Annotated in this window: 26 protein-coding genes and 1 tRNA gene; 8 read left to right on the forward strand and 19 right to left on the reverse strand. The window is 69.7% G+C overall.

The window, feature by feature from the left end; translation table 11 throughout:
- Positions 1-167: 167 nt before the first annotated feature.
- Together ABD976_RS12940 and ABD976_RS12945 are read left to right on the forward strand one after the other, a co-directional pair.
- Positions 168-1,643: an MFS transporter gene (locus ABD976_RS12940; RefSeq protein WP_345362447.1), complete on the forward strand. Its 1,476-nt coding sequence runs from the start codon at positions 168-170 to the stop codon at positions 1,641-1,643.
- A gap of 278 nt (positions 1,644-1,921) precedes the next feature.
- Positions 1,922-2,128 carry a hypothetical protein gene (locus ABD976_RS12945; protein WP_345362450.1) on the forward strand — a complete coding sequence of 69 codons (207 nt, stop codon included), beginning with the start codon at positions 1,922-1,924 and terminating at the stop codon, positions 2,126-2,128.
- Here ABD976_RS12945 and ABD976_RS12950 read toward each other — a convergent pair.
- From ABD976_RS12950 to ABD976_RS12975, 6 genes are all read right to left on the reverse strand, one after another.
- Positions 2,095-2,667, reverse strand: coding sequence for a hypothetical protein (locus ABD976_RS12950; RefSeq protein WP_345362453.1), 573 nt, complete (start codon positions 2,665-2,667; stop codon positions 2,095-2,097). The genes ABD976_RS12945 and ABD976_RS12950 overlap by 34 nt on opposite strands.
- A 29-nt stretch (positions 2,668-2,696) precedes the next feature.
- The gene (locus tag ABD976_RS12955; RefSeq protein ID WP_345362456.1) at positions 2,697-2,936 is read right to left on the reverse strand and encodes a hypothetical protein; all 240 of its coding nucleotides are present in this window, start codon (positions 2,934-2,936) and stop codon (positions 2,697-2,699) included.
- A gap of 196 nt (positions 2,937-3,132) precedes the next feature.
- Positions 3,133-3,222: transfer RNA gene (locus ABD976_RS12960), tRNA-Val, on the reverse strand.
- A gap of 840 nt (positions 3,223-4,062) precedes the next feature.
- Entirely contained in the window at positions 4,063-4,404 is a 342-nt protein-coding gene (locus ABD976_RS12965; protein ID WP_345362459.1) for a hypothetical protein, read from the reverse strand.
- The gene (locus ABD976_RS12970; RefSeq protein WP_345362462.1) at positions 4,401-5,264 is read right to left on the reverse strand and encodes a WXG100-like domain-containing protein; all 864 of its coding nucleotides are present in this window, start codon (positions 5,262-5,264) and stop codon (positions 4,401-4,403) included. The genes ABD976_RS12965 and ABD976_RS12970 overlap by 4 nt, the downstream gene beginning before the upstream one ends.
- Complete coding sequence (locus ABD976_RS12975) at positions 5,261-5,587, reverse strand: hypothetical protein (protein WP_345362465.1); 327 nt, start codon at positions 5,585-5,587, stop codon at positions 5,261-5,263. The genes ABD976_RS12970 and ABD976_RS12975 overlap by 4 nt, the downstream gene beginning before the upstream one ends.
- 72 nt (positions 5,588-5,659) lie before the next feature.
- On the opposite strand from ABD976_RS12975, the gene ABD976_RS12980 reads away from it, so the two are divergent.
- Positions 5,660-6,055: a YbaB/EbfC family nucleoid-associated protein gene (locus tag ABD976_RS12980; protein WP_345362468.1), complete on the forward strand. Its 396-nt coding sequence runs from the start codon at positions 5,660-5,662 to the stop codon at positions 6,053-6,055.
- A 141-nt stretch (positions 6,056-6,196) separates the two neighbouring features.
- Here the strand turns inward: ABD976_RS12980 and ABD976_RS12985 are convergent, their stop codons facing one another.
- Together ABD976_RS12985 and ABD976_RS12990 are read right to left on the reverse strand one after the other, a co-directional pair.
- Positions 6,197-6,409: a DUF397 domain-containing protein gene (locus ABD976_RS12985; RefSeq protein WP_345362471.1), complete on the reverse strand. Its 213-nt coding sequence runs from the start codon at positions 6,407-6,409 to the stop codon at positions 6,197-6,199.
- Between the two features lie 19 nt (positions 6,410-6,428).
- A complete protein-coding gene (locus ABD976_RS12990; protein ID WP_345362474.1) occupies positions 6,429-7,289 on the reverse strand; it encodes a helix-turn-helix domain-containing protein in 861 nt (286 codons plus the stop codon).
- 286 nt (positions 7,290-7,575) lie between these two features.
- Here ABD976_RS12990 and ABD976_RS12995 point away from each other — a divergent pair, with 286 nt between their 5' ends.
- From ABD976_RS12995 to ABD976_RS13015, 5 genes are all read left to right on the forward strand, one after another.
- Positions 7,576-7,743, forward strand: a complete 168-nt coding sequence (locus tag ABD976_RS12995) for a hypothetical protein (RefSeq protein WP_345362477.1) — start codon at positions 7,576-7,578, stop codon at positions 7,741-7,743.
- A gap of 268 nt (positions 7,744-8,011) precedes the next feature.
- Positions 8,012-8,503, forward strand: coding sequence for a hypothetical protein (locus ABD976_RS13000; RefSeq protein ID WP_345362480.1), 492 nt, complete (start codon positions 8,012-8,014; stop codon positions 8,501-8,503).
- A complete protein-coding gene (locus ABD976_RS13005; protein WP_345362483.1) occupies positions 8,500-8,781 on the forward strand; it encodes a hypothetical protein in 282 nt (93 codons plus the stop codon). The genes ABD976_RS13000 and ABD976_RS13005 overlap by 4 nt, the downstream gene beginning before the upstream one ends.
- Before the next feature lie 361 nt (positions 8,782-9,142).
- Positions 9,143-10,453, forward strand: coding sequence for a histidine--tRNA ligase (hisS, locus tag ABD976_RS13010; RefSeq protein ID WP_345362486.1), 1,311 nt, complete (start codon positions 9,143-9,145; stop codon positions 10,451-10,453).
- Between the two features lie 83 nt (positions 10,454-10,536).
- Positions 10,537-11,166 carry a hypothetical protein gene (locus ABD976_RS13015; RefSeq protein ID WP_345362489.1) on the forward strand — a complete coding sequence of 210 codons (630 nt, stop codon included), beginning with the start codon at positions 10,537-10,539 and terminating at the stop codon, positions 11,164-11,166.
- Positions 11,167-11,424: 258 nt separating this feature from the next.
- Here ABD976_RS13015 and ABD976_RS13020 read toward each other — a convergent pair whose 3' ends face one another.
- The 11 genes from ABD976_RS13020 to ABD976_RS13070 form a co-directional block, all read right to left on the reverse strand.
- On the reverse strand, positions 11,425-13,146 hold the full coding sequence (locus ABD976_RS13020; protein WP_345362492.1) for a vWA domain-containing protein: 1,722 nt from the start codon (positions 13,144-13,146) through the stop codon (positions 11,425-11,427).
- 60 nt (positions 13,147-13,206) lie between these two features.
- The gene (locus tag ABD976_RS13025; RefSeq protein ID WP_345362495.1) at positions 13,207-14,427 is read right to left on the reverse strand and encodes an AAA family ATPase; all 1,221 of its coding nucleotides are present in this window, start codon (positions 14,425-14,427) and stop codon (positions 13,207-13,209) included.
- 908 nt (positions 14,428-15,335) lie between these two features.
- Entirely contained in the window at positions 15,336-15,959 is a 624-nt protein-coding gene (locus tag ABD976_RS13030) for a hypothetical protein (protein WP_345362498.1), read from the reverse strand.
- Between the two features lie 186 nt (positions 15,960-16,145).
- The gene (locus ABD976_RS13035; protein ID WP_345362501.1) at positions 16,146-18,416 is read right to left on the reverse strand and encodes an AfsR/SARP family transcriptional regulator; all 2,271 of its coding nucleotides are present in this window, start codon (positions 18,414-18,416) and stop codon (positions 16,146-16,148) included.
- Complete coding sequence (locus ABD976_RS13040; RefSeq protein ID WP_345362504.1) at positions 18,413-18,790, reverse strand: hypothetical protein; 378 nt, start codon at positions 18,788-18,790, stop codon at positions 18,413-18,415. Before ABD976_RS13040 ends, ABD976_RS13035 begins: the two co-directional genes overlap by 4 nt.
- Positions 18,791-18,819: 29 nt before the next feature.
- Complete coding sequence (locus tag ABD976_RS13045) at positions 18,820-19,248, reverse strand: TadE/TadG family type IV pilus assembly protein (protein ID WP_345362507.1); 429 nt, start codon at positions 19,246-19,248, stop codon at positions 18,820-18,822.
- Positions 19,245-19,604: a pilus assembly protein TadE gene (locus tag ABD976_RS13050; protein WP_345362510.1), complete on the reverse strand. Its 360-nt coding sequence runs from the start codon at positions 19,602-19,604 to the stop codon at positions 19,245-19,247. Before ABD976_RS13050 ends, ABD976_RS13045 begins: the two co-directional genes overlap by 4 nt.
- 59 nt (positions 19,605-19,663) lie before the next feature.
- Positions 19,664-19,912 (reverse strand): hypothetical protein, encoded by a 249-nt coding sequence (locus ABD976_RS13055; protein ID WP_345362513.1) that lies wholly within the window; start codon positions 19,910-19,912, stop codon positions 19,664-19,666.
- Positions 19,913-19,924: 12 nt separating this feature from the next.
- Positions 19,925-20,794 carry a pilus assembly protein TadB gene (locus tag ABD976_RS13060; protein ID WP_345362516.1) on the reverse strand — a complete coding sequence of 290 codons (870 nt, stop codon included), beginning with the start codon at positions 20,792-20,794 and terminating at the stop codon, positions 19,925-19,927.
- Positions 20,791-21,492: a type II secretion system F family protein gene (locus tag ABD976_RS13065; protein WP_345362518.1), complete on the reverse strand. Its 702-nt coding sequence runs from the start codon at positions 21,490-21,492 to the stop codon at positions 20,791-20,793. Before ABD976_RS13065 ends, ABD976_RS13060 begins: the two co-directional genes overlap by 4 nt.
- A gap of 134 nt (positions 21,493-21,626) precedes the next feature.
- A partial coding sequence (locus ABD976_RS13070) for an ATPase, T2SS/T4P/T4SS family (protein WP_345362520.1) occupies positions 21,627-22,184 on the reverse strand: 558 nt, incomplete at its 5' end.

The raw sequence follows: 22,184 nt of genomic DNA on the forward strand, positions 1-22,184 counted from the left end.
CATATACCCCATCGTGAACGACGAGCGGCCGCATGTCACGACGGTGTGGGCGAACCGGTGGACACCATCTCGTCCCCGGCGCCGGGCGACCACCCGGTCATGGGGTCCGCGGTCGCGGAGGTGCTCGTCACCCAGCACGCTGGTCGCCGACCCGCGTGGAGCGCCTGATGGGAGGGACGCCGGTGTCGGACGCCGCTGGACTGCGCACGATCCGGACCGAGATCCCGGCCCGGCTGGACCGGCTGCCGTGGTCGCGGTTCCACTGGTTGATCGTCTTCGGGCTCGGGACGGCGTGGATCCTCGACGGGCTCGAGGTGACCATGGTCGGCAACGTGTCCTCGCGGCTGACCGAACCGGGCAGCGGCATCGAGATCACCGCCGGTCAGATCGGCCTCGCGGGGTCGATCTACGTCGTCGGGGCGTGCCTGGGCGCCCTGGTCTTCGGCCAGCTCACCGACTGGTACGGCCGCAAGAGGCTGTTGCTGATCACCTTGTCGGTGTACCTGATCGCCACCGCGGCGACGGCGGCGTCGTTCGAGCCGTGGTTCTTCTACCTCTGCCGGTTCTTCACCGGCGTCGGGATCGGCGGCGAGTACGCCGCGATCAACTCGGCGATCGACGAGCTGATCCCCGCCCGGTACCGGGGCCGGGTCGACCTGGCCATCAACGGCGGCTACTGGCTCGGCGCGGCCGGTGGCGCGCTGCTGGCCGTGGTCCTGCTCAACACCGCGGTGTTCGCCGCGGACCTCGGCTGGCGGATCGCGTTCCTGATCGGGGTCGTGCTCGGCTTCGCGGTGCTGCTGGTGCGCAGGCACGTCCCGGAAAGCCCCCGGTGGCTGTTCATCCACGGCCGCGACCGCGAGGCCGAGAGCACCGTCGAGGGCGTCGAACGCGCCGTCACCGAGCAGACCGGCCGGCAGCTCGCCCGGCCCGAGCAGAGCATCACCGTCCGCCAGCGCCGTTCCATCAGCATCGCCGAGATCGCCCGGACCGCGTTCCGGACCTACCCGCGGCGCAGCCTGCTGTGCCTGGCGCTGTTCCTCGGGCAGGCGTTCCTCTACAACGCGGTGACCTTCGACCTGGGCACCCTGCTCAGCGAGTTCTTCGCGGTGGGCTCCGGCGCCGTGCCCTACTACTTCGCGATCTACGCGCTGGCCAGCCTCGCCGGTCCGCTGACCCTCGGGCGGTTGTTCGACACGGTCGGCCGCAAGACGATGATCTCCGGCTGCTACCTCGGCTCCGCCGCGCTGCTCACCGTGACCGGCCTGTTGTTCGTCGGCGGCGGGCTGACCTCGTGGACGTTCCTGGTGATGCTGGTCGTGACCTTCTTCTTCGCCTCGACCGGGGCCAGCGCCGCCTACCTCACCGTCAGCGAGATCTTCCCGATGGAGACCAGGGCCCTGGCGATCGCGTTCTTCTACGCCGTGGGCACCGCCGCCGGGGGCGTCGCCGGTCCCGTGCTGTTCGGCCGGTTCATCGAATCCGGCAGCGCGGAGCTGGTCGCCCTGGGCTTCTACATCGGCGCGGCGATCATGGCGCTCGGCGGGATCGCCGAGCTCGCGTTCGGCATCAAGGCCGAAGGCCGGTCGCTGGAGGACATCGCCACCCCGCTCACCGCCCAGCAGGACCAGTCCTCGTCCTGACGCCCCCGCACGGCTCGACCGCACCGGAGCGGGAGCCACCACAGGACCGAGGTGCGCCTGCGGCTGTCGCTGGGGTGTCTCGCGTACCTCACCGGCGCGGTGCTGTTCGCAGTGGGCCGCACGTCCGCGTTGGTCGGCGATGCCGAGCAGCGGCACGCCGACCGCGCCTGCGTGGTCGGCTTCGTCCCCGGCTCCGACTGCGACGCCGCCCACGCGCGGTACCTCCGCACCAACGACGGAGCGGGGCTCGACTGCGCGGTGGGGCGGGGTTCCCGGCAGTGGCCGCGCCAGGCACGGGTTTCACCGGCGCGCAGAACGACGAGGTGGATGTCCTGGCCGAAGAACTCGGGGAAGACAGCTCGTCGACCGCCGAGCAGCGGCGGATCCAGGACCTCGTGGCCGGCCACGTCGCCACGGTGCCGGCGGGTCGGCTCCCGGCAGAGATCCGCCGCTACCGACCGCGGTCGATGCGCTTGGACAGTTGACCGAGGACCGTCTTGCGGGCCTTGTGCTCACGTTCGTGGCGGAGGGCCCGCTCGGCCTCCTCGGGCGCGAAGGTGCGCGCCCGCTGCACGGCTTCCTGCGCGGGCAGCTCGTCGAGCTCGGCCATCCGGCGCGCGCTCTTGGCCGCCGGCGGGTTCGAGGCGTGCTGCCGCCCCCGCCGGGACGTGTCCCGCTTCTGCTGCTCGGTCTCCCGCCGTTGGCCTTCGGTGAGCTCCTCCCACGCCTGCTTCGGCAGGTACCGCTCCGTCCGGTCACCGTGCCGGGCCCGCGCGGAACCCGACGCCGTCTGCCACTCCTGCTCGGTCCACCGTTCGAGGCTGCGCTGCGACGACGTCTTCCGCCCCGGGTTCCGGTAACCACCACCGTGCCGCTCGTAGGCCTGGGTCAGCAGCTGGCTCTTGCGGGCCGACCACCGCCCCGGCGCGGCGCCCTTGTCCGATGCCTTGACCTCCTCCTTGAGCCGCTCCCGCAACTCGGGTTCGGTGTACGTGTCGCGGTAGTCCTTCCTGCTCTTGGCCATACCTGGGACTACCCGGCACGAGCACCCCCTCAGACGAGCTGCGCCAGCTCGCCCCGCGCGCCGGTGAGGTCATCGACCAGGCGGTGCGCATCGGTGGTGAGGGCGCGGAAGGTCGGCCACTGGTCCGGCGAGTCGAGCCCCTCCTTCCGAGCCGCCTGCCGAGTTCCTCGCAGCACCGCCGCGGCGATCCACCACGACAGCGTGGCCGCCACCGCGCTCTTGACGACCACGAGCCAGGTGTCCGGGTAGCCCAGGACGCGCCGGACCACCGAACGGCAACCGCCCCGGAGAACGCCCACTAGCCCCGCGCCGAGCTCCTCCCGGGAGGCGGGCCTCGGGCCGCACCGACACCGCGGTCGGGTCGGAGCGGGAGGGACCGGGACCGCGGCGGCCCAGCTCGACCGGAAACGACGAAGCCCCCGCCGGTGCTGATCACCGACAGGGGCTCTGACCTGCGATTGTGAATGGTGCGCGATACTGGGATTGAACCAGTGACCTCTACCGTGTCAAGGTAGCGCTCAACATCGCCCTGACCTGCACTGAACGACTTTGCGCAGGTCAGGGCGGTGTAGTTGGGTACCTGTCGAGCCTGTTCGACGCCGTTCAGCGCATGTGGCTCCTCCCAATTTCCTCCCACAATCCCGCTCCCAGCCGTCCACCGTTGGTCGGTCCACGACCCAACGAACAGCACTACGAGCAGGTAGGCGGCGCCCCACCTGTGCAAGTTCGATCCGCTGTTCGGCTGGCGGACATCGCTGCGCTATCCCTTCAACGTCGCGAGCAGTGCGGTTGGGCAGCAACACCCGCCCACGAGGGCGGTGCCGCCCAGCCATGCTCGAGAGCGGCCCCAAGACATGACGCCGATCGCGCACACCACAGCTATCGGTACGGCAGCACGGCAACCCAGCCGAACGAGCAGTCTCCATGTCGAGCCTCCCGGCGGACAGGCCCTAATCCCGACTCGCAACGGGTCCCGGCGGGAACCGCTGGGTCGCTCGAGAGGTACACGGCGATGCCGTCATTCTTGGCGTCTCGATTGAAGGGCGGCTCCGGGAGAGAGCCGCTGGGGACACGAGGTACGCCAGGTTCTCGGCGACCTCGCCGCCTCGATGTGATCTCTCCGCACCTCCGGGAACCACACCCGCCGCAACTCGCCACAAAGCCCCAGGCCATCAGGCTCGGATCTGCGACCCTGTCGCGATCCCTGGGGACCGCCCTTCATCGAGGTGATTTCAAGGGCGATTCGGTACTCCTCTGCGACCTCGGCAGCCCAGCCCATGCACCCACGCTCAACTGCCTAGGCCGCCACCGCCCCTGACCGGAGTCCATCCCGCCATCCTCCAAACCGCGCTGGCCCCCTCGCGCACACCAATACAACAGTCCACCGAGGCGGTCCTACAATTCGTCAGCGCGCTGATTGCCCTTGTCGGTGTTGTCGAACCAGGCAACAACGTTGTCAACAACGTTCCAGTCAACGGCATCAAGGTCGCGGATCACGCGAGCTGCCGCGTCGGCTGGCGGCTCCTGCCATGGCTTGAATCCCGAATCCCCGACCTCGCCGGGAAGCATCCACTCCCCCACGATGAGCTCATGGATCAATGCGGTAGCCAGCGTCCGGGCGCCCTGTGGGTCGCCCGGCCTGCGCTCCTCCGCCGACCGGACAATGCTGACCAGCATGACCCAGTCATCGAATCCTTCCTCGAGAATCTCGTCAATGAGATCGTTGATTTCACTCATTCTACGTGCACCTTCATCGGTTTGCCTGACTGCGGGATGATATCAATGGTGGCTCCGCCGGACTTTGATCCGGTTCGCCACTGGACGACGGTTCCGTCATCTAACTTGTAGACTTCCGGCACCTTGCCCCCTCGGGGTGGCATCTGTTCGGCGCCGTTCGTCCACTTGTCAAAGAGGCCTCGGAGCTCGTCTTCGTTCTCGGCCAATCGCACGCGATCATTTTTGCCCTTTTTCAGGCCGCCAAAATCTTCCTTGAGCTTTTCTGAATTCGGCTTCTTTTTGGGCTTTCCTCCTTTGGGGCCGGTGATCTTTTTGAATAATTCGGCGATCTTCTTCCATAGAGCTACCAGCCACTGGCCGATCAGCTTCCCGACCCAGACGAGAAACTTCCAAAGAGTTCTGATGATCAGGCCGACGGCTTGGCCTAGCAAGCGCAGTGCTACGCCGACTCCTGATGCCATCGCGGCCCCAGCAACAGGTATCGCCTGCACCCTTTCGGCTTGGCCGACGGCCGCTCTTCCCGCTTCAAGGGACTGCACGATCCCGTGCTTCGCGGCTTCGGTCGAAGCTGCGGCTCCGTCGGCAACATCGGCAGTTTTCGCCGAAAGGGATACCGCGGTTTCCAGACGTCGGTCCAAATCTGACCAGTGCACCGCGAAAGCATCAACGCCTTCGCCCGTGTGCTCATTGCTGATCTTCTTCGCGATGCTTCCGCATTCCTCGCGCACAGCTGAAAGTCTCGATGACAGGTCACGCCAGGCGCGTCCGACTTCGCGGACGCCGTCTTCGTCCGTTTCCGGCCACGTTCCACCGGCTCGCTCGAGGAGCGCCGCCAGGTCCCCGGGAAGCTGGACGCTCACAACCTCTCCCCCAGTTGTCGGGCGACCATGTTGAGGTCATCACGGGAACGCTCGTCGATCTCTTGCATGTCGTCGGCCATTCCCTTCACGTTGGTTCCAACGTCGCTGATCGCTGAAAATAACTGCGTCAGCACTTCGCCAGCTACGGCACCGAGTTCTGCGTGGGCCTCGGCCACCGCCGCGCCGCCCTCGTCTCCTCCCCATGGACGTTGACCAGTAATGGTCATCCGCGGTGCCGCGAGATCAGCCTCCCCCTCTTGACTGGTTTGCTCGAGCTTTCTCCCGGAGTCGTGCATCCTCTCCGGGTCGATCGAGAATCCCATCGCACCTCGCAACCTGTGGGCTGACCGAGTCGTCCCGTGCTCGAAGGTACAAGTTACACTGTCCAGATCTCGATGAAGACAGATTTGGGGCAACTCATGGAAGAGCTCACCGGGACTGCGCGTTCGGACGACGGCCTGGTCACAGCAGACCTGGATGCCGAAGGGCGCCTTCAGAAGTTGAGCTTGGACCCCGAACTGCTTCGCAGGGGCCGAAATGGCCCCGTGCTCGATACAACTACGCTGGCCGACCGGATTACGGCAGTCGTCAATGCAGCGTACGACGACCTGGTACAAAAGCTCAGCGCTCGGAATCCCGAACAACTCGCAGCCTTCACCAACGAACTCCAAGCCGCCACGAGTGCCGTCGAGCGCTCACTTGACGACCTTGGGGCAAACCTGCAGCGCAGTATGCGTGAACTGGGCTCGAACCCACCGCCGATGCCAGACCTGCGCGAACGGCCGCAGTAGTCGTCGCCCACACCGAGCCATGATCGGCGAGGGATAGCTGCGCCGCCGCACGCTCGGCGAGTCGTCGCGCAGAAGCAGAGCACCCGCCCCCGGCAGGTCGGATGCCGAAGGCGGGTGCTTGCTGTTGTGCAGCCGATCTGTTCAGAGGTCGCGGTGGCCCGCCTGCACGTCGGCCATGAAGGCGGCCCACTGCTGGGAGCTGAAGACCAGCCGGTCCCGGCGGTGCGGGTCCTTGGTGTCCTGGACGCCGATGAAGCCGGGAACGAAGGCGGTCTCGACGCAGTTGTTCTGCGCGCCGTTGCTACGGCTGCTCTTGAACCAACGTGCGCCGCTGAAGTCAGGGCTGTTTGACATGGTGGGGCCTTCCTGTTCGTTAGAGGGCGTACTGCTCCGCGACCGTCCCGATGCGGTCCAGGGACTCCTTCGGCCCCAGCGCGGCGGCTTGCAGTCGTCCCCACAAGCTTACGTAGTCGGTTACTGCTTCCTTGCTGTCCAGGTAGTGAGCGTCGTCGAAAGACTCCACGTAGACAAACTCCAGATCAGGGGTGGCGCCCGGCGAGGGGATGGTCAGCAGGGTGAAGTCGTAGCTGATCGCTCCGGCATACGTTTGCGCGTCGAACGGCATGACCTGGAGGTGGATGTTGTCCATCAGGGCCATCTCTTCGAGGTAGCGCAACTGCTCGGCCATGATCGCCGGACTGCCGATCTGCCGCCGCAGGCAGGACTCGGAGAGGATGAAGGCGGCTTGCGGCGGAGTCTCCCTGGTGAAGATCTCCTGGCGTTCTTGTCGTGCTCGTACGTTCGCGTCGACCCCGTCGCTGTTGGCTCGGGGCCATGACGCGTGGAGGGCCCGGATGTAGGCCTCAGTTTGCAGGATGCCCGGCACGAGTTCCGACTGGACCTGCCGCAGGTCGCTGGCGTCGGTTTCGAGGTCGACGTACTGCCGGAACCACTCGGGGAAGACCGCGCGGTAGCCGCCCCACCGGCCGCGGGCACTTCGGGTCCGGGCCAGCTCGACCATCCACTGCTTGTGCTCGTCGGTGTCGCCGTACTCGGTGAGCAGCAGGAGCAGGTCACCTTTGGTGATGCCGGACTGGCCGAGTTCGAGGCGGCTGATCTTGGTGAGGTTGCAGTCGAGGATCTTCGCCGCGTCGGCCTGCTCCAGGCCGGCGGCCAGGCGAGCATGGCGCAACTCGTTGCCCAACTGGAGGCGGCGCACTGTCGGAGTTGCCATCCGTTGTCTCCCTCTCGACTCTTCCGCGGACGTGCCGCAGCAAGTATCCGCTGGCGCGTCCGCCTCAAATCCATCACCCAAACGGAGCATTTCAGTAATTAGGAATGCAAGTTTAAGGTTGCTTCTGTTGCAAGCATGAATCAGGACGACTTACATAGGACTGCATGCTAGTGGAGGTGTGGGCGCGCTCGTGGGCGGGGCCACACCGGAGAGCCGGGGAGCGATGAAGCGAGCACGGACCGTACGAGCCAGTAGTGTCACCTGCGCTGATTCCTTTGGGCGTCGCGTGGCCACCACGATCTCGGTCGACACCGCCGGGAAGGTGTTCCTCACCGCGCCGCCCGACGAAACCGCATGCTTCGAGCACAGCGGAGTCGTCGAGCTGGTAGGTGCGCTCCACGCCGCACTCGGCCTCGCTCGCAGTGTCGGCCAGTGCACGCGGGCGGCGCGCTGACCATGCACGTCGACGACGACTCGTCCACCCTCACGGCGGCGCTGCCGCTGGCCGTGAACTTCACTCTTACGTTCGTTCGCAGGTGGTCCGCTCGTGGCCGAACGCGGCGCACGACGCGCGACCGCTGGGCGCGATGCCCCGGAGCGCAGCCCGGCATGGCGGACGGACACCTGCCCGCACCGCACCCCTCCCCGCGAGGCGGGCAGGTCATGCCCCCGGTGGCGCACAGCGTGGGAGCGCGCGCCACCGGGGGCCGGAGGTGGGCGCGATGAACCTCCTCCGAGCACGCCTCAGCGCGGGCATGGACCGCCGAGCGGACCGGCGCGCGCACTACTTCGGCACCGATTGCTCGCCTGACCCGGACAGACCAAGACGAGCGTTGTGCAATTTCTCCGCGCATCCGTCCGTACTCGAACTGGTCGCTGACAACACCGAGGCCATGCCATGCGAAGCGTGCGTAGCTCACCTCCCGACCGAGGTGGCGCCACCGGCCGACCATCGCGATACCGCTCCCCCGGGCGAACCGAGCAAGCACTACTCAGTCGGGCTTCGCGACGGAAAGCGCTGGCACACGATCCCCGAACACCCAGTCATCGACGTGTACGAGGGACGGCAGGTCGTAGTCACCGAGTGCGGCGTCATCGGCTTCCTGCTGTTCGGCAGCCCACCTCCGAGCTGCTCACGCTGCGACGTCTGCTTGCCGGACGAGCACGCCACGGCACAGACCGACAGCCATCACGAACAGAAGGCACCGACATGAACGAACACACCTGGAGGCAGTCCGGTTTGGACGCCCGCAGCCACGCCTTCGCTTCCGAAGACGGCTTCCTCTGGACGCGCTCCGCCGATTTGATCAGCCTCCCGGAGCCTGCGACCTATCACGTGACCAGTTGCGGACAGTCAGTTCCCGTGGCGTACGTGATGACCCGCAACGGCGGCGCTCCCTGCGGCGTGTGCGTGCGCGGCACGGCGGTCGTCGAGCTGCGGAACAGCCATGCCGAGCAGCTCGCCGCGCTCGACGCGCCACCTCTCCTCTGAACTCACCGACGACCGGCCCGCCGTTCCCGCCCTCGCGTTCTCCCGGGTGCGGCGGGCCGGTTCCACGTCCGCACGTCTGGAGCCGGACCGATCGACAGCACAGCGCAGGGCGCCGAGTTCCGCCGCGGGCTCATCATCTCGGGCGAGCTCTGCACCGGAGGCTTCGTCACCGTCTACTCCGGAGAGCTCAATGTCCGGGCAGAAGCCACTCGAACGACGTGGGGTGCGGCCACGCGCGAGACGCTCCGCGCGGTGCTGGCAGGGCTGCAGGACCTGTAGTCCCGGGCCAGAGCGCAGAGGCAGGGCGACTACCCTGTGGTGCCGTTCCGTCACTCACGAGCTGCTACCGGAGGACTACCCCGTGGCCGAGTACCTGTCGACCGAGCCCTACCGAGGCACCCGGGACTTCCTTCCCGAGGACATGTCGATCCGCCAGCAGGTGTTCGGCCATCTCTACGAGGCCATCGAGACCTTCGGTTACCAGCGCTACGACGGCCCGATCCTGGAACCCGTCGAGATCTACGAGGCCAAGTCTTCGCGGGAGATCGTGGAGCAGCAGCTCTACACCTTGACCGACCGAGGCGGCCGTCGCCTCGCGCTTCGCCCGGAGATGACGCCGTCGGTGGCGCGCATGATCGCGGGCAACCTGGGGAAGCTCTCCTTTCCGGTGCGCTGGTACAGCCACCCGAACTGCCACCGCTATGAACGCCCCCAGCGCGGACGCGTGCGTGAACACTGGCAGATCAACGTTGACCTGTTCGGGTCAGCCTCGAGCAACGTCGAGGTCGAGTTCATCGAGCTCGTCCACGCCATGATGGCCAGCCTCGGCGCGACGCGGGACATGTATGTACTTCGGATGAGTGATCGCGTCCTGCTCAACGCGATCTTCTCCGAGGTGCTGGAGGTCCCGGGCGAGCAGACTCGGCCGGTCGCGGGCCTGCTGGACCGGTGGGAGAAGTACCCGCAGGACAAGCTGCGCGAGGATGCCGCCGAGATCGGACTCAGCGACGCCCAGTTCACACGGCTCGGTGAAGTCGTCGAGGCCGGTGAAGCCGTCCTCGACGAGCTCTCCGCGGAGGCGCGTGCCGGCTCGAAGTTGATCGAGGTCATGAGCTCCCATGCTCGCGACCTCATCAAGGTCGATCCGCTGATCGTGCGCGGGTTCGACTACTACACCTCCACGGTGTTCGAGGTCTTCGACACCGACCCGCAGAATCGGCGCTCGCTGTTCGGCGGTGGTCGGTACGACAACCTCGTAGGCCTCTACACCGCGCAGGAAGTCCCCGGCTTCGGGTTCGGCATGGGCGATGTGACGATCATGGACTTCCTGAGCACGCATGGTCTCCTGCCCGCCGCGAACAACAAGGTCGACGTCGTCGTCATCCCCACCGCCGAGGAGCTCCACGCCCCCGCGCACACGGCGGCGGCCAGCCTGCGAGCCACCGGACTCCGCACCACCACGCCACTCGAGGTCCGCAAACTCGGCAAAGAGATCAGCCGGGCGAACAAGGCCGGAGCTCGCGCGGTGGTCATCGTCGGCAAGCAGGACTGGGAGACCGGCCACGTCACCGTCCGCGACCTCGCCTCCGGTGAACAGCACCAGGTGCCCCTGAACAGAGTCACCGAAGTAGTGCAAAAAGCCTTGGAACAGCACGAGAATCCGCCCGAGTGACGCCCGGTCGGCGGCTTCCTGCCGAGCCTCCGCTGAGTAGCATTCTCTTTACTAGGAATGCTACTCAGCGAAAGGCGGAAGGCATGCCTCCCACCGGTACACAGTTCATGCAAGGCATCGCCGAGCGCGGCATCCCGGACCAGTGGCAGCGCCTCGGATGGGTGCTCGCCTACGACGGCGCGATCTCCACCCACCTCGTGAGGGCCGTGCAGGAAGCACACGAGTCGGGCAGTGCCGAGGCTCGGGACGCCGCGCTGCGGCTGTTCGACGAGAAGCAGGACAACCTCGCGGAAGCCCGCCAGTTCATCGCCTCCAAGCTGGGCGAGTACGACGCCAGTGAGCGGTGGGCGAAGCTCGACGCGGTCATCCGCGAGGTGGACATGGACCAGTTGGTCGACGAGCTCCGCCCGCACTTCGGGTTCCACCCGTTCCCGATCGTGCTCGAGTCGTTCAAGTTCAACATCAACTACATCCGCGAGCACGGGTTCCGGACCTTCTACACGATGACCGACGACTACCTCACCGAGATCGAAAAGATGACCCGCGAGGGCCGGGCAGCGTTCGAAGCCCGCGAGGGTGAGCAGCACTTCCCGCCGTTCTGGCTGTTCAAGCTCGACCTGAACAGCATCGAGGTCCCGACGCACTGTGACATCTGCCGGTTGGCGATCACATACGCGGAACGGGCCCTGGAAGACGCTGAACAGGCTGGCTAGGCCTGGAATCAGGACCCCGCCCAACGTGCTCAGAGGCGGGGTCCTGCCCCCAGCACGGGCAGCACGGCACGCCCCCCAGCACGGGCAGCACGGCACGCCCCCCAGCACGGGCAGCACGGCACGCCCCCCAGCACGGGCAGCACGGCACGCCCCCCAGCACGGGCAGCACGGCACGCCCCCCAGGGGGCGTGCCGTGCTGCGGGAACGCTGAGGGGCCGACCGTGAACGGTCGGCCCCTCAGCGGGTGGCGGGGTCGGGTTAGTGGGTGGCGGTGCGGAGGGCGGTGGTGGCGGCCCGGCCGATGACGGTGGCGGTGTCGGCGGGGTCGGCCAGTTGGTGCACGGTGGCGCCGTGCAGGGGGCGGTCGCGGTCGTCGGTGGTCAGCCACAGCACGCCGCACCCGGTGGCCCGGAGGCGGTCGAGGAGTGTCTGGCCGCCGGTGGTGGCCCAGGGGTGGAACTTGCCGTCGCTGAGGATGACCAGCAGGCGGGCCGCGCCGGGTTGGGCCAGCCCGAGGGCGCCGTCGAGGGCGTTGATGGCCCGGGGAAGGTCCTCAACGCTGCCACGGCAGCCGAATTCGGTGACGTTGGCGGGTGCGGTTCCGGGGTGGGTGATCGGCTGGACGTGGGAGCCGAAGATCACCGTGGCCGAGTCGGCGGGGGTCAGGGTGTGGCGGGTGGCGTGGGCCATGATCCAGGCGGCCGAGGCGGTGGCCGGTGCGACCCGGCGCATTGATCCGGACACGTCGCAGGCGATCCCGACCCGCAGCGGCGGGGCGGGCGCGAGGCGCCGGTGGGTGCGGGTGAACGGCTCAGCGGTGGGGATCTGCCCGGCGGCGCGTTGGGCATCGGCGGCCAGCGCGCCGCGCATCCGCAACCGGCCCGGCGGCACCGGGGACGTGGTCCGGGTGGTGTGGCGGTCGGTGACCCCGGCGGTGGTCAGCGCGCGGGCCAGTCGGCGGGCGGCGCGGCGTTCGTCCGGGGTCGGTGTCCGGGGCGCGGTGAGCACGGCCGTGCCGGTGCGGGAGGAGCCCGATTTGTCGAACACGGTTTCGGCGGCGCGCCGTGCGTCGTCGGCGGCGGGGTCTGCCGGGCGGCGGGGCCGCGTGTCGCTGCCGGGGGCGGGTTCGGTCGCGGCGTGGCGGTCGATGTTGTCGACGGTGGCCCGGACCGCTTCGGCCAGCGTGGCGGTTCCGGCCGGGCTGGTGCTGTCGCTGGGCCCGGGTTCGCGGGTGTCGCTGGGGGTTTCGTCGGGGTCGAGGCCTGCGGCGGCGCACCAGCGGCGCCCGAGTTCGATCATGGCCGCCGCGTCGTCGTCGGCGACGGTGTGGGCTTGCCGCCAGATTCCGCGCAGGGTGGCGAGGGTGTCGGCGCCGAGGATGCCGGTGATCGTGGTGCGCAGGTGGCGCACTTCGGTGTCTTCCAGGATTCCGGCGTCGTGGCGGGCCAGCAGCAACCCGGCGGTGTCGGCGGCGCCGCGTGCGGTCATGCCGGGGTCGGTGGGCAGGTCGGCGAGGATGAGCTTGCGGGCTGAGGCGCGCAGCCAGTGCCGGTCGTCGGGGCGGCGGCGCAGTTGGGCGGCTTCAATGCGGGACTCTTCCAGCAGCAGCGCCGCCGCCACCGCCCCGGCGGGGGCCTCTGGGGGTGGGGACCAGCGGGTGTGGCGGGCGTGGGCGCATTCATGGGTGAACAGCCCCCACACCGCCGCGTAGCGGGCCCGGTCGGCGGGGTCGGCGGGGTCAGCGGTGCCGGGGTCCAGCGCGCCGAAGTGGGCGCCGTCGACCTCGATAGCCGCGTGGGGCGGCAGGAAGCACGCGGGGGAACCGTGCCCGGCCCCGGGCGCGATGGTGACGACCAGGTCGTCGCGGTCGGCCACAAACGGCGCCTCTTCGGTCATCGCCGCTGACAGGGCCAGCCACCCGGGGGCCAGGGGGTCACTGCACGGGGTCACAGCGGGGTCCGGGATCAGGTGCGCGGACATGCGGGGTTTCCTTTCACAGCAACAGGAACACAGAACGCGGGGCGGGACGGGCGGGCGGGCCTACAGGCGCCCGCCCAGGGCAAGCGGGGCGATGGCGGTCCCGAAGGTGCTGCGCAGGACCGCCGCGACGGTGTCGCGGTCCTCGTCCGGGCACAGGTTCAGCAGGTTCCCGGCCGCCGCCGGGGCCCCGAGAACGGCGGCGATCTTGTCGAAGGCGATGAGTTCCCGCAGTTGCGGCGCCCACGTGACCTCGCCCCGGGCCTGCTTGGTGGCCAGGTTCCGCGCCACCCGCACCGCGCGGGCGTCGACCTTGAGCTCCCGGGCGAGGTCGTAGTCGCTGGACACCTGGATCTGCGCGGAAAACCGCGACGACAACGCGTCGGTGACCACCGCACCGTGCACCCCGGGGTTGTGCCCGGCGATGACATAGAACCCGGGCGCGGCGGTGACGCGTTCCCCGCCGTTGGCCTTGATCGTGACCTCGCGGCGCCCGTCCATCGCCGGATACACCACCGCCAGCACCGTCGGCGGGATCAACGAGGCGTCATCCAGGAACAGCGGGCGCCCTTCCCGCATCGCGGTGATCAACGGCCCATGCACAAACACATACCGGCCGTCGGGGGTCTGGGTGTACTCGCCGACCAGATCGGCGACCGTGGTGTCGCCGTCACCGGCTACGGTGATCACGTCGGGGAACGCGGCCTCGACCACGGCGGTCTTGCCGGTGCCGGGCGGGCCGTACAGCAGCACCGGCACCTCAGCCGCCCGCAGCTTGCGCAACGCGGTCACATCCGGCAGCCCCGACAGCGTGCGCGGGTGATACATCTGCCCGTTCGGCCGCGCCACCGGACCCGTCACCCGCTCCCCCACCGCCGGGGTCGGCTTCGGCGCCGCGCCCCTGCCCGCCGCACCCTTGCCCGCCGTCGCCTTGGGCGGGGTCGTCTTGGGGGCCGTGCTGGTCGTGCGGCGCGACGGGGCCGGGGCGGCCGGGGTCGCAGCGGAACCGGTGGGCTCAGCGGGGGGCGTGGCAGCCTTGCGGGTGGTGCGCGTGGCCCTGTAGCGCAACGGCTTCTCGCTGGTCACCTCAGCCGCGCCGCTGGCAGCCAGGGCCTTCAAGGCGTTACCGACCGCACCGGCCGACCGGTTCAGCTCGGCGGCCACCTGCCGGGGGCTGAATTCGGCGCGGCGGGACGCGGCCAGCACCCCGGCCACCTGAGCGCGCAACTGCCCGTTGCGCAACCGGCCGGACGTCGCGGGAGCGGTCGTGGGCGTCGTGGTCATGGCAATTTTCCTTCCGCATGGGAAACAACGAAAACCGGCAGGCACAGCTCACGCCGGGGGCACAATTCGCGGGAATTCCCGGGGCCATTTCCCGGGGCGAACAACTCAAAGCTAGCTCTGCTCACGCACCCCGCGCAACCGAAAACACCCCGAAACCAGCAGAGTCTTTTAGGAATTTTCAGCGCGCGACCAGCGAAAACCCGCCCTTACCCAAGGCTCGCCGTCATGCTCACGGAAAACGAATCGCCTCAATCAGGACGCGGGCCGAACATCGCGAACACGTGCTCACGGAGAAGAAACCGAGAGAAAAGAAACTCGGAGCAGCAGCAAGGAAGGAGACGATGGAGCATTGGCCGCACCAGGTGGAGGCCTCGTCGCTGCCCGCGCCCGCCCTGATGAGCACTCGTGTGCGGGGCACTACGGAGTCTGGGACATCACCGGTACCCCCGGCGCCCGCCGCTACCTGCGGTTATGCGCCTTACCGGGGTCGTCACTCAAGATGACATGTCGGTTGGTACCCGAATTGGTACCCGTATTGGTACCCCCGATGACAGCCTCGACAGCCGCCTGCGGCTCGTGAACGCCTTCGCGATCCACACTGAGCAACCACCGTCGGCCGGCGGTGTGCTCGCCATCCGCTCAGCCTTCGGCATCGAGAGGTTCTGTTCAGATCTCCTCCCGGAAAGCACCTTGACGCAACCGACGAACAGATACTTTCTCGGCACTCGACAGATTGTTGCTCTCCAAGCCGTCGACCTGCTATTGATACCTCGATCGCGGACTGACATGCAGGCAGTCCATTCAGCGTCGGCAGCAATTTTTCGGCAAGGAAAGCGGCGACGGGCCAGGTCGTTACAGCCGGATGGGGTAATCGCGCGTGAGTTTTTTCTGCGTCAGGAGGGTCGTGCTCATCTCCGTCCTCGCGGCCATATCGCGTCGAACAGCCGTTGACCGGCCGCGGTGGCGATCCCGGTGACCAGTGCGGTGAGCAGGTGGGTACCGATTCCGTTCGGTTGGCACCTGTCCGATGGTGGTTCGGGTGGCGCCGCTGGCGATACCTCGGTGATGGGAGGGCTGGTTGCGTTGAAGTCGTCCGCTGAGCTGTTGTGTGGCCGCTGTAGTCGGTGCACGCGGTGTGCGACCTCGGCGAGCTTGGTGGCCACCGGTTGCCCATCCCAGACCAGCAGTTCGACGCGGCCCAGCGAGGTCAGCTCGGCGAAGCGGCCGTCAGCGCTGCCGACCAGAAACGTCCTGCCGCCCTCGGCATGGACGTGCCGTGCATGGGTCAGTAGCGCGAGTTCCGCGGCATTCGGCCCCGGTGCAACGCGCAGCGGGGCGATTCGGAGTTCGGCCAGCACGGCGGCGGCCGAGTCGATGCCGTCCTCAGCGACAGCGTAGGCGGCCACCGCATGATGGTGCTCGCCAGCGGCGGCCAGCAACGTCATCAACCGAGCGCGCAGCGGGCGAGGCCGGAGTCTGACGCTGCCCAAGTTCTCCAAGTCCAGCAGCAACGTCCGATCGTCGGCGATCACCAGTCGGCCTCCGGGGTAGCAGGGGCAGCGGACCACGTCCTGCGCACACCGTGCGCGTTACCTCAGCCGGTGCAACTTCACTGGATGGGCTTGCGCCACGAGCGGAACGCAGCAGCCCCCAGAGCTGACTTCGCGCGAGCCTTCCAGCCCGGCAACCGTGGTCTCCCTTGAGGAGCTTGCTGTGGATCACGGTGTCAGGTGAGGGGCCTGGCCTACAAGGCGTTCAGCGAGGGCGCGAGTGGCCGGGCTGGGGCGGGCGGTGATGTCGGCGAGCTGGTTCTGCAGGAGCGTGAAGGTGCGTGGGATGGCGTCGGTGTGTCCGAGGTCGTGTTGGAGCCGCATGATGTCGCGGTAGAGGGGTTCGTGGAGCGGGTCGAGGTCTCGGGCGTGTTCGAGCAGTCCGAGGGTGTGTTCCGGGTGCTGCTGGTGGAGGGTGCGGGCGTGGGCGGCGACGGCGTCGAGGAAGGCGCGGCGGGCGTGCTCGCGGAGCGGTTCGGTCCAGGCGCTGTCGAGGCCCGCGGCGAGGGCGCCTTGGTAGGCGGCGATGATGCGGTCGTCGGCTCCGAATCGGTCGTCGTCGGTGGTGGCGGCGCGGCGTGTGGTCAGTGCGGTGGTGAAGTCCCAGTAGTCGACCTCGACCAGTTCGGGGTGGAGGCGGTAGTGGCCGTGTTCGGCGACCACGAGGTCTCCCAAGGGCCTGCCGAGTGCGCTCAGGGTGCGGCGTAGGCGGGAGAGCGCGGTGTTGAGGGCATTGGTGTTGACGGCGGCCTCGCCCCACAACGCCTCGACGAATTCCTCGCGGCGCACTCCACTGGGGTGCAGGGCGAGGAAGGTCAGCAGCTCGCGCTGCCGGGGCTGCACGGTCCCCGTGATCTCCTGCTCGCCGCTGCCCGGTTCCGGACGGCAGTACAGGCGCGGTGGGCCGAACACGGTGATCCGCAGCGGCGTCTCGGTGTGCTGGCCTGGCTCGGGCGTATTCGTGGCGGGCTCAGGCGCGGTGGCAGGTGGCGTTGCGGGGGTGGCGGTGGTCTGCACGATTTCGAGGTCAGCACACGCCGGGAGCCCGTCGGTGTCGTCATCGGTCGAGAGGCGAGGCGGCTCCAGGTGGTGTGGTGCGGCGCCGGTGGATGCAGTGTCCTCGTCGAGGTCGTCGAGGTCGTCGAGGTCGTCGAGGTCGCGGGTGCCGGCATGTGCCGCGAAGCTGCGGGATTCGTGGGTGAGTTCGTCGTCGAAGTGCTCGGGCGGGATGTTGTCGCGGTCCGCAGCGCTGGGTGGGCTGATCAGGAGCGGGTACACGTTCGGCGCCGGGTCGTGGTGGGGCCGTCGGGTGCGGCGGAGGCGGTAGCGGTATCCGAGGGCGGCGGCGAGTGTCCCGGCTGCTGCTAGGCCGACGATCGTGCCGGGTACGGCGAGCTCGGCTGGCACGCCCGGGGGACCGTCGCCGGGAGCCAGTCCGCTGTCGGGGGGCGCGCTCGGCGCGGGGGTGGGTGGTTCTGGGGGCAGGCGGGTCGGATGCTGCGGTGGGGCTGGTGTGTTGGCCGGTTCGGTGTCGGTGGCGGACGGGAGGGCCAGTTGCCAGCCGGGCAGGAGGTGCTCGGGGCGTTGCAGGGTGCGGTGGTCGGGTTGGGTGCGGCCGTGGTTGAGGTCGAAGATTTCCGTCCACCGGTCGGGGTTACCGAGGTGCTGGCGGGCGAGGCCGGAGAGTGTGTCGCCGTCGGCGACGGTGACCCACCGGGTGTCGTGCCGTAAGGGTGCGGATTCGGTGGTGGGCAGCCGCAGTGGTGCGCCGGGCCCGAGGTCCTGCGGGTCCTGAGGCAGGTGCGGGTTGAGGTCGGTGATTTCCGGCCAGCGGGTGCCGTCGCCGAGGTGGGTTTCGGCGAGGTTCCAGAGGGTGTCGCCGGGCTGGGTGTGAAGGGAGGCGGGCGGGCTGGGGATGGGGTGCCCGCCCGCCTCCGGTGCGGCCGGTGGCGCTTCGGGGGTGCGCTGTGGGCCGCCGGGGTGGCGGGGCGCGCTTCCCGCCACCGGGTCGGGGTGCATGGTGGCGAGGCTGGGTGTGGCGGTGCCGAGCAGGACGGCGCCGGTGACCAGCCCGGTGATCCAGCCACGCACGCCTGCGGGCCGATGTTCGCGCAGGCGGTGGGTGCCGTGGCGCACGGCCGCGGCGAGATCAGCGGCGATCCAGCACAGCGCCACGCCCCAGAGGGTCCAGCCGGTCAGCAGGAAGGCGGCGAGCAGGAGCCCGTCGAGGCCGAGGCCGAGGCGCAGCTCGTGGTAGGTCCGCGCGGCCCAAGCCTGCACGTCGGCCCAGACCAGTTCGCCGAGCGCCCCGCTGCGCACTGGTGGCGGGGTCAGGTTCGGCCACGGGAAGGCCTGGGTGGCGAGCGCGAGCAGGGCGGGCAGGGCGACGAGCAGGAGTAGCAGGCCGAGCGCGGCGGCCAGGCGGCGCAGCGTGGTCATGGGGTGAGTCCGGGGTCGGTGGTGCCGACACCGAGCTGGGCTTCGGCCCGGCCGGTGACGTGGAAGGCGGGGCCGAGCAGGCCGAGGGCGGCGGGTTCGGTGTGGGCGACGGTGATGCGGACGGTGCGGCCGTCGAGGGTGATCTCGCCGCGGTGTCCGGTGGCGGCCAGCGCGGCGTGCGCCGCCCGGCGCGCGGTGGCCTGATCGAGGGTGAGGTGGGGTCTGCGGGTGTTGAGAGCGGTCAGGGCGGCGCGAGCGGCTTCGGCGGCGATCGCGTCGGCGCGGGCCAGGGCGCGCAGGTGGGCGGCTCCGTCGACGACGAGGGCGAGCAGGAGCAGCAGGCAGGGCAGCATGACGGCGACGAGCACGCTCATCGAACCCCGCTCCCCCACCCCGCGCCGGATCATGAGCGCCCCCGGTACGGGTCGACCGGGCTGGCGAACGCCGAGTGCAGGTCCACGGTGCCGGGCATCCCCGGCAGGGCGAGGTCGGCCAGCGCGACGGTGCACGTCAGGTCGACGCTGACGGTTCCGGTCTGCCCGACCGGGGTGGTGAGGCCGCTGGTGTCCACGGCGAGCTGGGTGTGCTGGCAATGCAGGCCCTGGTCATGGACGGTCTGGGTGGCCACTGTGCTCGCCGTGGTGTGGGCGGCGGGGGCGGTGCGGGCCAGTGAGGTAGCACGGGCGGCTGCGGCGGTGGCGGTGTCGAGCGCGGCGTGGGCGGTCACGATCCGCCCCGCCGCGACCATCAGCGCCAGCACCGCCAGGACGACGGGGGTGAGGACGGCGAGCTCGACGCTGGCCGAGCCCTCGTCCGCTTCGCCGTGGGTCATGGCGTGCCTCCTGGGGTGGTGAAGCGTTCGCGGGCGCCGTGGGCGGACTGGGTGACGCGGAACTGCAAGCCGGGGATCGGCAGCACGCGCGGCGCGGAGGCGGTGACGCGTACCGTCGCAGTCTCGGACGTGGCGCTCACGGTGATGGTGGGGTCGGTGGCGGCGCTGGGGGCGCGGTGCAGGAACTCGGCTGCGGCCCGCTCCCCCGCGCCCGGCGGGGCGTGGAGTGCGCGGGCGGCGGTGAGGCCGGTGGTGGCGGCGTGCAGGCACAGGCTGCGGGTGTGCCACCACAGCCCGGCCTGCACCACCGACAGCAGCAGCACCAGCGCGATGCCGATGAGGACAGCGGTTTCCACGGTCTCCGAGCCACGGTCCGGCCACGGTGGTCTGGTGTGGAGGGTCATCACAGGGGTCCTCAGTGGATCTGGCCTTGATACTTGTTGACCACCGCGGTGATGGCGGCTCCGAGGCCGACGGCCACAGCGAGCCCGATCGCGGTCAGCACGGCCTTTTCCGTGGTCTCCGAGCCCTCGTCGTCGAAGCGGAGACGCCGGGCGCGGCGTTGCGCCCAGTCGAGGAACCGGGTCACGGCCAGGACCAGGCGCAGCACGAGGTGTCCGAGTGCTGCGGTGATGCGGTCGGCGGTGAGGCGCAGGGCGTGCATGAACGGGTCCTTTCACTGGGTGAGGAGTTGGGCGGTGGTCGGGTACAGGACGAGTCCGAGGAAGGCGACCATGAGCAGCGACACCGGCAGGGTGAGCCGTTCGCTGCGGCGGTTGGCCTCGGCGGTGTCGTCGCTGAGCGCGGCGTGACGCAGGGAGGCGGCTTTGGTGTGCAGACTGGTGGCGATCGCGGCGCCGTCGGCGGCGGTGTCGGCGAGGTCGGCGACGTCGACCAGCTCCGGCACCTTCAGCCGGGTGCCGAGGTCGCGCAGCGCGTCCCACGGGGTGCGGCCGAGCCGGTGGGCGTGCAGCACGGTGGCGCGGATGCGCAGCAGCAGCGGGTGGTCGCTGGCTTCCGCGGCCTCGCGCAACGCCGGAGTGGCGGCGCGACCGGCACTGCGTTCCTGCGCGACCAGGTCGAGGTAGACCGCGAGGACCCGGCGGTAGGAATCCCGCCGCTGCCGGGCCCGGTCGCGAAGCTGGAAATACGGCAGCATCCCGCCCAAACCGGTCCCGGCCAGTGCGCCCAGCGGCACCAGGGCGGCCGGGACCACGGTTGCCGTCGCATTTACCAGCACGAGCACGGTGCCGGTGGCCGCGCCCAGGGCGGCACCCCGCAGGCGTCGGGCGATGTAGCGCGAGGGGCTGAGCTCCAGAACGTCGAGATCGGCCTGCGGGAGCCCGAGCCAGGGGTGGCTGGACCGGGCGGCGCGGTCGGTGAGACCGGTGACCACGACGCCGGTCGTCGGCTGCGGCGAGGCGCCTCGGCTGGTGCGCTCCAGGGCGTAGGGAAGGTGCAGCTTGGCGTCCGGCACCGCAGCGAGAAAGACAGCGGCGAGTCCGGCTCCGAAGACCAGCCCCAGCAGAATGGCGAGCGGCATCATGGGCTCTCCCTGGTGATGAGGTAGCGGTGCGGCGTGGGTGGGGTGGTCAGGCGGTGCATCCACACCAGGGACCCGGCGCCCAGCAGCGCGATCGTTGCGAGGGCGAACTGGCCGGGTGTGGTGGAGAACGGGGCGAGGTAGTGCCCGGCGAACACGATGAGGCCGGTGGTCATGGCCAGGGTGATGCCGATCAGGCACCGCACGGTCGTGCGTGGTTTGGCCCGGTCGGCTTCGATGGTGCGGCGTGCGGCGACGTCGCGGGCTTGGGCATCGGCCTGGCGGTGCAGCAGGTCGGCCAACCCGCGCCCACCCGCCCGCAGCCGTAGCAGCAGCGCTAGGACAACCGCGTCGGCAGCGGGATCGGCGAGTTCGTCGGCGAACTGCCGCAGCGCGGTCTCGGTGCCGTGGGTACGCAACCGGGCAGCGAGGCGCTCGACCGGCCCGGCCAGCGGCTCCGGGGCGGTGGCTGCCGAGCGGACGATGGCCTGCGACAACCCGCCCGCCCCGGAGGCAAGCAGGTCGGCGACGCGGTGGGTCCACGTAGCCAGGGCCTCCGCGCGCACGATCCCCGTGCGGGTGCGGTCCGGGACCAGGACGTGCGGTAGGCCGACCATGGCGGCGGCGACGGCGAGCCCGGCGACCGGCCAGCCGGTCGTCCACCACGCCACGCCGCCCAGTAGCACGGAGGCCAGGGCCATGCGTGCGCGCTTCCGCAAGGTCCTCCGGGCCCGACGACGCCGTCGGGACGGCAACGCCTCGCGCCCGAACAGAAGAAGGAGCACCGCGATCGCGGTGGCGAGCCCGCAGCCCGCTCCACCGAGCAAGAAGAGACTCATCGCCACTCACCGCCCCAGGCCTGCACCGGCGGTGCGAACACGTCGCGGTCGAGTCCGGCGCGGGTGAGCCGGTCGAGCAGCGCGGGGCTCGGCGGGCCGACCGGGACGGCGTGGTCGGCGTCGGGTGGGAGCGTGAACAGTGGTGTGAGGTCGGGGCCTTCGGCGTCGCCGACGGGGCCGACTTCGACGATCTCGCTGATGGTGCGGTGGCGGCAGTGGGGCCGGTCGAGGCGGGTCACGTGCACCACGAGGTCCAGCGCGGAGGCGGTCCAGCGGTGCGCGGCGGTGATCGGCAGCGGCGGGGACGCCAACTGCCCGAGGGCGGCGATGCGGTCGGGCACGGCGCGGGCGGTGGTGGCGTGCAGGGTGCCCATGCCTCCGGCCGCGCCGTTGCCCAGGGCCCGCAGCAGCGCGGTGATCTCCCCCGCCCGGACCTCGCCCACGATGACGCGGGAGGGGGAGTGCCGGAGGGCTTGTTTGAGCAGGTCGTCGAGGCCGATGGCGCCGGTGCCTTCGGCTCCGGCGGTCCGGGCTTCCCAGGCGGTCACCAGCGG

The sequence above is a fragment of the Saccharopolyspora cebuensis genome (assembly GCF_039542665.1).
In the GTDB taxonomy this organism is placed as follows: domain Bacteria; phylum Actinomycetota; class Actinomycetes; order Mycobacteriales; family Pseudonocardiaceae; genus Saccharopolyspora; species Saccharopolyspora cebuensis.

Coding starts and splice junctions, on each gene's coding strand:
- ABD976_RS13000 (WP_345362480.1), top strand. CDS start 8,012: ATGAACCTCCTCCGAGCACGCCTCAGCGCGGGCATGGACCGCCGAGCG.
- ABD976_RS12975 (WP_345362465.1), bottom strand. CDS start 5,587: ATGGGATTCTCGATCGACCCGGAGAGGATGCACGACTCCGGGAGAAAG.
- ABD976_RS13045 (WP_345362507.1), bottom strand. CDS start 19,248: ATGACCCACGGCGAAGCGGACGAGGGCTCGGCCAGCGTCGAGCTCGCC.
- ABD976_RS13055 (WP_345362513.1), bottom strand. CDS start 19,912: ATGCACGCCCTGCGCCTCACCGCCGACCGCATCACCGCAGCACTCGGA.
- ABD976_RS12940 (WP_345362447.1), top strand. CDS start 168: ATGGGAGGGACGCCGGTGTCGGACGCCGCTGGACTGCGCACGATCCGG.
- ABD976_RS12965 (WP_345362459.1), bottom strand. CDS start 4,404: ATGAGTGAAATCAACGATCTCATTGACGAGATTCTCGAGGAAGGATTC.
- ABD976_RS13005 (WP_345362483.1), top strand. CDS start 8,500: ATGAACGAACACACCTGGAGGCAGTCCGGTTTGGACGCCCGCAGCCAC.
- ABD976_RS12990 (WP_345362474.1), bottom strand. CDS start 7,289: ATGGCAACTCCGACAGTGCGCCGCCTCCAGTTGGGCAACGAGTTGCGC.
- ABD976_RS13040 (WP_345362504.1), bottom strand. CDS start 18,790: ATGAGCGTGCTCGTCGCCGTCATGCTGCCCTGCCTGCTGCTCCTGCTC.
- ABD976_RS13060 (WP_345362516.1), bottom strand. CDS start 20,794: ATGATGCCGCTCGCCATTCTGCTGGGGCTGGTCTTCGGAGCCGGACTC.
- ABD976_RS13025 (WP_345362495.1), bottom strand. CDS start 14,427: ATGACCACGACGCCCACGACCGCTCCCGCGACGTCCGGCCGGTTGCGC.
- ABD976_RS12980 (WP_345362468.1), top strand. CDS start 5,660: ATGAAGACAGATTTGGGGCAACTCATGGAAGAGCTCACCGGGACTGCG.
- ABD976_RS13020 (WP_345362492.1), bottom strand. CDS start 13,146: ATGTCCGCGCACCTGATCCCGGACCCCGCTGTGACCCCGTGCAGTGAC.
- ABD976_RS13065 (WP_345362518.1), bottom strand. CDS start 21,492: ATGGCCCTGGCCTCCGTGCTACTGGGCGGCGTGGCGTGGTGGACGACC.
- ABD976_RS13015 (WP_345362489.1), top strand. CDS start 10,537: ATGCCTCCCACCGGTACACAGTTCATGCAAGGCATCGCCGAGCGCGGC.
- ABD976_RS13035 (WP_345362501.1), bottom strand. CDS start 18,416: ATGACCACGCTGCGCCGCCTGGCCGCCGCGCTCGGCCTGCTACTCCTG.
- ABD976_RS12985 (WP_345362471.1), bottom strand. CDS start 6,409: ATGTCAAACAGCCCTGACTTCAGCGGCGCACGTTGGTTCAAGAGCAGC.
- ABD976_RS12950 (WP_345362453.1), bottom strand. CDS start 2,667: ATGGCCAAGAGCAGGAAGGACTACCGCGACACGTACACCGAACCCGAG.